We start from the raw sequence: 6731 nt of genomic DNA on the forward strand, positions 1-6731 counted from the left end.
TGAATGACTCAAAGTGGCGGCGAGCCGTCCTCGCCGAAAGGCCGAGAACGACCCATAACGGGCGTCCGTCAGCAATGGAAAGCGGACAGTGGAGCACCGTTGCAAGCTGCCCAGCTGTGCGATAAAAACTCAGCACACCTGATTTGCAGGCTTTCGTAAAGCAGCGCGTTATCGTCCAACCTTCGGCGTCGGCCGGACGATCGATGGGCTTAGCCACTCCCCTACAGAATCCGCAACGACACCGACTACCCAATCGACAAATACCCGCACTTGCGGCGCTAGGTGCTGCCGGTTGGGATACATGAGCGAGAGGGGCCAGAGGACAGCGCGCATTGCGGGTACCACCTCAACGAGCGCGCCGCTCGCAAGGTGATCTGCGACCACCATCCCAGGCACCTGGATCAGGCCGAGTCCATTCAGCGCGCAGGCAACAAATGCCTCGGTATCGTTGACCATGATGCCGCTGCGCAGGGTGAACTGAGGCAAGTCCATGTCACTAGGCAGGGACCAAGCGACGGGCCTATGCCCGCGCCCAGAGAAGTAGTTCACCGCTTGATGCTGCTTCAGTTCTTCAACTGTATTTGGGATCCCATGTACGGCCAGGTAAGCCGGCGATCCGCAAACCACCATCGTCATCGAGGCAAGCTTGCGCGCGATCATGCTGGAAGGAGCAAGGTCTCCTATCCGCAACACGCAGTCGACTCCATCTGCAAGAAGGTCGACTGGCTGATCGCTCACTCCGAGGATGATATCCACTTCCGGATAGAGCGCCTTGAACTCCGGAATTCGATTGATGATGAGTGGGCGTGCGAGCGCTACCGGTATGTCAACGCGCAATCGACCGGTGGGCGCGAGAGAGTTGCCGCCGAACATATTCTGGGCTTCAGTGATGTCGGTCAGCAGACGGGTCGCTCGATCATAGAAACGTTCGCCCTCCGCCGTTAGGTTGAGCCGGCGTGTCGTCCGCTGAAGCAGCCGTGCGCCTAACCCAGATTCCAGGGCATTGATCGCGTTGGTGACGCCCGGCCGCGCCATTCGCAGTGCCTCGGCGGCGCGCGCGAAACTGCCGTTGTCAACGACAGACACGAAGATGCGGAGCTGCTGCGGGAAATCCATCATCTGAGACTATTACGGATATAGATAACAATCAAGTACTCACAGGGCGTCTTCCGGTTAACAGCGCCAAACCCTATTCTTGCTCCATTGGGTGGCATCGCTGCCTCAACGGGAAAGTGAAAATGGCTGAAGGACATGCAAACGAGCTTGCCAGGGCGGCGGTTCAGTGGAAATCGTTCGGGGCTGAAACGGTCCAGCCTGCGGTGGGTTTCTCGCAGGTCTTCCAGCCGGACACACTGACGTTTGGCTTCATCGCGCCGCTGGAAAGTTATCCGGACCGGCCTGCGCCGACGATGCGTGATCACTTGGCGCTCGCACGTACAGCAGATGACGCCGGCTTCTCCGCCATCTGGCTGCGGGATGTCCCATTCTACGACCCCTCATTTGGAGATCTGGGGCAGGTCTTTGACCCGATGTCCTATGCCGGCTTCCTGGCTGCGGCAACCAAGCGAATTGCGATCGGCACTGCTGGCATCGTCCTGCCCCTGCGCGATCCGCTCGCAATAGCCAAGCAAGCGACGACGCTCTCGCATCTGACAGATGGCCGTTTCATTCTGGGTCTGTCCAGCGGCGATCGTCCTGCCGAATACCCCGCGTTCGGTGTCGATTTCGACACCCGCTCCGATCGCTTTCGTGACGCCTACGCGCTGATCCGTGCCGTTACCGAAGAATCTTTTCCCCAGTACCATTCCACGCACTTCGGCACGCTGGATGGCTCGTTGGACCTGGTGCCGAAGCCGCAGGGCGGTCGTCTCCCGATCATTGCCGTCGGCCGGGCAGGCCAGAGCGTCGAATGGCTGGCGCAGAACACCGATGGCTGGATCTGGCACCAAAGCGATTTCGCGCGCCTGGGCGGAGTTGTCGCCAACTGGCGGGCCGCAGTCCCCGGTCCGCAGTTCAAACCTTACGGCTATGGCACGTTCTTCGACCTCGATCGCGACCCTGATGCGCCGCTGAGCCCTGTCAGGGGTCTTTCGATCGGGCGCAAGGCGTTGATCGATCTGTGGCGCCGACAGCGTGATCTTGGCGTCAACCACGTCGCGCTCAACCTGAAGATGGCCCGCAGGCCAGCCGTCGAAATCATGGATGAGCTCGGCGAATACGTTCTTCCCCTATTCACTGCCGGCTGATCGGCACATTCGATAAATAAAGGAAAGTTTATGACCCGCGTTGTTCGCTTCCACGAGTACGGCACTGCAGACGTGCTGCGCATCGAAAACATTGACGTCCCCGCACCCGCTGCGGATGAGGTGCAGATATCGGTCCGTGCCATCGGCCTGAACCGCGCCGAAGTGATGTTCCGCAGCGGCGCCTACTTGCAAGAGGCCAAATTCCCGTCCCAGCTCGGCTACGAAGCTGCGGGCACTGTTCTGGCGACGGGTGGCGACGTCACCGGCTTCACCCAGGGCGATGCCGTCAGTGTCATCCCGACGCTTGACATGTCGCGGTGGCCCACCTATGGCGAGGTCATCAATATTCCGGCCCGGTATGTAGTAAAGCATCCGGCGAACCTCTCTTTCGAGCAGGCGGCAGCTTCATGGATGCAGTACGTCACCGCCTGGGGCGCGCTCGTCGATCAGGCGAGACTCACGGCAGATGACTTCGTCATCGTCTCGGCCGCCTCCAGCAGTGTCGGCATCGCTGCCTTCCAGATCGCACGCAGCGTCGGCGCCACAGTCATCGCCACGACCCGCACGAGCGCCAAGGCTCAAGCGCTGCTCGAAGCCGGTGCGCACCATGTGATCGTCATGGCCGAAGAGAACCTGGCCGCGCGAGTTGACGAGATCACTGGCGGCAAGGGCGCCCGCGTCGTCTTCGATCCGATCGGCGGTCCAGCCATTTCGCAGCTGGCCGAGGTCATGTCCGTGGGAGGCATCTTGATCGAATACGGCGCGTTGAGCTCGGAACAGGGCCCGTTCCCGCAGTTCGCTGTCCTTGGGAAGAGCCTCACCCTAAAGGGTTATTTGTACACCGAGATTGTGGGCAACGACGACGCGCTCGCACGCGCCAAAGCCTTCATCACCGAGGGCCTGCGGACTGGCAAGCTCGACCCATTGGTGTCGCGCACGTTCCCGTTCGAGGACATCCAGGAGGCGACGCGCTTTCTGGAGTCCAACGAGCAGATCGGAAAGATCGTCGTCACCCTGTGACAAAGCCGAAGGTGCGAACAAGCGCATCTGGCTTCTTCCTCTCATTGCAACACTGGCGTCCGCACCGGGCGCCCTATAGAAAGGTATCCTCATGGCACGCGCAATTCGCTTTCACGAAACCGGTGGACCTGAAGTTCTCCGAATTGACGAAGTCCCAACATCTGAGCCCAAGAGCGGTGAAGTCCGGATCCGGGTTCACGCGCTCGGTCTCAACCGCGCTGACAGCATGTACCGTACCGGGCGATACGTGATCGAGCCAAAATTTCCCGCAAGCTTCGGCTATGAGGCCGCTGGCACGATCGACGCGGTCGGCCCAGACGTTGACGGGTTTGCAATCGGCGATCCGGTCGCGGTCATCCCGGCCTTCATGTTCGACGAGTACGCTGTGTTTGCGGATCTGGCGATCGCCCCGGCCCGCGCGGTCGTGAAGCTCCCGGCCGGGGTAAGCTGGGAGAAGGCGGCAGCAACCTGGATGCCCTTCACCACAGTCTGGGGGGCACTGATCGACATCGCGAACCTCGGTGCCGGTGACTTCGTCGTGCTAGGCGCGGCCTCGAGCAGCGTCGGCCTCGCCGCCATGCAGATTGCCCATCATGTGGGTGCCACTCCAATCGCGATCACCCGTAAGGGGGAGAAACTCGAAGAGCTGAAGAGCGCCGGCTTCACTTATATCCTGCAGACCGGTGCGGATGACATCGAGCGCGAGATCCTCAGGATCACCGACGGGCAAGGCGCTCGCGTCGTGTTCGACCCGGTCACGGGTCCTGATTTCGAGCACATCATCAAGGCCACTTGCAAAGACGCCATTGTCTTCATCTACGGCGCATTGAGCCATGACGCGACGCCGATACCGGTCATGCACATTCTCGGCAAACACACCACCATCCGGGGGTACGAGTTCATCGAAGTCACTAGCGACGACCGCAAGCTGGCGCGCGCCAAGGCCTTCATCACTGAGGGGATGAGTGCTGGTCACTTCAACGCCCAGATTGCTCGCACCTTCAAGTTCGAAGATGCCGTTGACGCCTATCGCTACCTCGAATCAAACACCCAGTTCGGAAAAATCGTTCTGACGCTGGACTAAGCGCTTACTGATTCCAACGCATTGACGTTGACTCTGCGTGAACTGCGTGAGGGAGCAACACGAAAGCGCCGAATCGCTGCCCAAGCGGCCAGCCAACGGTGTTGAGCCCTATTCTGACTTTAAATCAACCACTCACGACGAGGGAATTTATGAAGATTGGCATTTTGGGAACGGGAAACATCGGTAAGACACTGGTCACGCGCTTGAGCCAGGCGGGGCACGCGGTCAAAGTTGCGAATTCACGCGGCCCCGATACGATTGATCCAGACATTTCGTCGTTTGGAGCGCGGGCGGTAACGACTGAAGAAGCGCTTGTCGATGTGGATGCGGTGATCTTGTCCATCCCGCTCAGCCGCCTTCCAGGTATCGCTTCGTTGGTCGCGCGTCTTCCAGACGAGACAGTGGTGATCGATACCTCCAACTACTACCCCTTCCGCGACAAGAAGATCGAGGCGATTGAGGGCGGACAGGTCGAGAGCCTGTGGGTTGTCGAGCAGCTCGGCCGCCCCATCGCCAAGGCATGGAATGCGATTGGCTCGGCTTCCCTGGCCAAGAAGGATAAGCCGGCAGGAGCACCCGACCGGATCGCCATCCCTGTGGCTGCGGACCGGGAGAGCGATCGCGAGGCCGCCATGTCGCTGGTCGATGAGACCGGTTTGGATGCTTTCGACGCAGGCTCTCTTGCAGACTCCTGGCGGCAGCAACCTGGGGCGCCAGCCTACTGCACCGATCTTTCCTACACCGAGATGGGCGCGGCCTTGGATGCCGCGGAACGACACAGGCTGCCCAAGCGCCGAGACCTCGCCGTTGCCGTGATGCAGGAGCGCCTCGGCGACGGGACAACCAATCCGGACGAGGATTGGGGTGTCCGGTTGGCTCGTGTCATCAACATCTGATTGCTCAAGCAGCGGCGGGCAGACGCGCACGTTCACTGCTCCAACGAAGGCATCGGTTTCGATGTCCGCTTATAGCCGGGAGCGGCCCCACACGGATGCCGGCTTCCGACCCAAAGCGGCCACCGCCACAAGGCTCCCTGAGCTACTCAGTTGGCCAGATCCGGAGCATTGATTCTTCGGTTCATCGCGACGACTTCTTCGTGAGTTGGACTGGGGCCCAGCTTCGCAAAAGCTGCCGGCATCTGGTCACGCTTTTGCTCGGCTTCACCCTTTACAGCTGATGCGAGGGCCGCGCGAGTTTTGTCTGCGTCCCAGTCACAACAATAGGCAGGCGTGGATGGCTGCTGTCGCCAGGACTCCATGAGCGATCCTCCGTCGACTGGGTCAAAGCCCGCCTCGTCAACTAGATTCATCGCAATCTGTTTGGCTTGATCGTCGTCGCCGGCAACCGCGAGGGCCAAGCGGCCTTGGTCTCCTTTCAACTTTCCGAGATTAGCCAGCGTGTATGCCAGCGCATTGTTGAACGCTTTGATCACTGGGCGTCCTAGTTGCTGAGACACCCATGCGCTTTCGGGCATTCCTTGGTCAATTTCCGCAATGCGCTCGTCCCGCATGCCCGGATAGTAGTTGCTCGTGTCGATGACGGTGACTTCGGGCGCGACTCCATCGAATAGGCCGGCTGGGAGCTTCCGCATCGCTGGCAGGGGAATAGCGAGGATGATGACTTCCACGTGATTCACTGCATCGTGAACGTCCGCGGCCGTAGCGCCGATCTGCTTTGCAAATTCCGCGACGTTATCTTTTCCTTTGGAATTCGCTACGCGCACGTGGTGCCCCGCGGCCGTCAATTTGCGAGCGAGGGTGCCGCCGATGTTGCCTGTTCCAATGATGCCGACGTTCATGTGAACTCCTGTGTTGAGATGCCCACTGTAGAATCCTGATGAGAAAATTGGAAGTACCTACCAAAATCTCAGTAACTCACTATGGAGCGTTTATGGCCGCGAATCGCGAATGGAACTGCGAGGATCCTGATCGTCGACGCGAGTGGGCAGCGTCGACGACTGAAACCTTGCGAGTTCTCGAGGGCAAGTGGAAGATCATCATTCTTTGCCAGCTGTTTGCTGCTAAGAAACCGATCCGCTTTTCAGAGCTGGAACGACTGATCGATGGCGTAAACCAGAAGATGCTGATCCAGCAGCTGAAGCAGCTTGAGGCGGATGGAATCGTGCACAGGACGGTTTTCCCTCAGGTTCCTCCGAAAGTGGAGTATCGACTAACGGAAGCAGGTTACGCGCTCGGGCCTTCTATGCAGGCGCTCATCGAATGGGCAGAGCGACGCCACGCATTTAGTACCACCTGATTCCCAGCAACTGAGCCATCTTACGAAGCGGAAGCCCTACACTCTGGGTCGCCATGACGTGTATGACCGCTTCTGGCCGGAAGCGGCCACGTGAATCAAGTATCACAGGCACCATTTCGACGGAA

Annotated in this window: 7 protein-coding genes; 5 read left to right on the forward strand and 2 right to left on the reverse strand. The window is 59.7% G+C overall.

The genetic code is table 11. The features are described from left to right. Positions 1 to 168: 168 nt before the first annotated feature. Positions 169 to 1119, reverse strand: a complete 951-nt coding sequence (locus RUH75_RS22870; protein WP_313809509.1) for a LysR family transcriptional regulator — start codon at positions 1117 to 1119, stop codon at positions 169 to 171. A 119-nt stretch (positions 1120 to 1238) separates the two neighbouring features. Between RUH75_RS22870 and RUH75_RS22875 the strand changes: the two genes are divergently transcribed. The 4 genes from RUH75_RS22875 to RUH75_RS22890 all read left to right on the forward strand — a co-directional run bounded on the left by RUH75_RS22875 (position 1239) and on the right by RUH75_RS22890 (position 5246). Then, complete coding sequence (locus tag RUH75_RS22875; protein WP_313809510.1) at positions 1239 to 2246, forward strand: LLM class oxidoreductase; 1008 nt, start codon at positions 1239 to 1241, stop codon at positions 2244 to 2246. 30 nt (positions 2247 to 2276) lie between these two features. Beyond that, positions 2277 to 3266: a zinc-dependent alcohol dehydrogenase family protein gene (locus RUH75_RS22880; RefSeq protein ID WP_313809512.1), complete on the forward strand. Its 990-nt coding sequence runs from the start codon at positions 2277 to 2279 to the stop codon at positions 3264 to 3266. Positions 3267 to 3357: 91 nt separating this feature from the next. Continuing rightward, positions 3358 to 4350, forward strand: coding sequence for a zinc-dependent alcohol dehydrogenase family protein (locus RUH75_RS22885; RefSeq protein WP_313809514.1), 993 nt, complete (start codon positions 3358 to 3360; stop codon positions 4348 to 4350). A 149-nt stretch (positions 4351 to 4499) separates the two neighbouring features. Then, the gene (locus tag RUH75_RS22890) at positions 4500 to 5246 is read left to right on the forward strand and encodes an NAD(P)-binding domain-containing protein (protein ID WP_313809515.1); all 747 of its coding nucleotides are present in this window, start codon (positions 4500 to 4502) and stop codon (positions 5244 to 5246) included. A gap of 146 nt (positions 5247 to 5392) precedes the next feature. Here the strand turns inward: RUH75_RS22890 and RUH75_RS22895 are convergent, their stop codons facing one another. Next, complete coding sequence (locus RUH75_RS22895) at positions 5393 to 6148, reverse strand: NAD(P)-binding domain-containing protein (protein WP_313809516.1); 756 nt, start codon at positions 6146 to 6148, stop codon at positions 5393 to 5395. A 92-nt stretch (positions 6149 to 6240) separates the two neighbouring features. Between RUH75_RS22895 and RUH75_RS22900 the strand changes: the two genes are divergently transcribed. Beyond that, on the forward strand, positions 6241 to 6606 hold the full coding sequence (locus tag RUH75_RS22900; RefSeq protein ID WP_313809517.1) for a helix-turn-helix domain-containing protein: 366 nt from the start codon (positions 6241 to 6243) through the stop codon (positions 6604 to 6606). Positions 6607 to 6731: the final 125 nt, after the last annotated feature.

Source organism: Sphingobium sp. (assembly GCF_032153725.1).
Classification (GTDB): Bacteria; Pseudomonadota; Alphaproteobacteria; order Sphingomonadales; family Sphingomonadaceae; genus Sphingobium.

Bases quoted from the DNA above. Each gene is read 5' to 3' on its own strand.
- RUH75_RS22900 (WP_313809517.1), top strand. From the start codon at position 6,241: ATGGCCGCGAATCGCGAATGGAACTGCGAGGATCCTGATCGTCGACGC.
- RUH75_RS22885 (WP_313809514.1), top strand. From the start codon at position 3,358: ATGGCACGCGCAATTCGCTTTCACGAAACCGGTGGACCTGAAGTTCTC.
- RUH75_RS22895 (WP_313809516.1), bottom strand. From the start codon at position 6,148: ATGAACGTCGGCATCATTGGAACAGGCAACATCGGCGGCACCCTCGCT.
- RUH75_RS22890 (WP_313809515.1), top strand. From the start codon at position 4,500: ATGAAGATTGGCATTTTGGGAACGGGAAACATCGGTAAGACACTGGTC.
- RUH75_RS22875 (WP_313809510.1), top strand. From the start codon at position 1,239: ATGGCTGAAGGACATGCAAACGAGCTTGCCAGGGCGGCGGTTCAGTGG.
- RUH75_RS22870 (WP_313809509.1), bottom strand. From the start codon at position 1,119: ATGATGGATTTCCCGCAGCAGCTCCGCATCTTCGTGTCTGTCGTTGAC.
- RUH75_RS22880 (WP_313809512.1), top strand. From the start codon at position 2,277: ATGACCCGCGTTGTTCGCTTCCACGAGTACGGCACTGCAGACGTGCTG.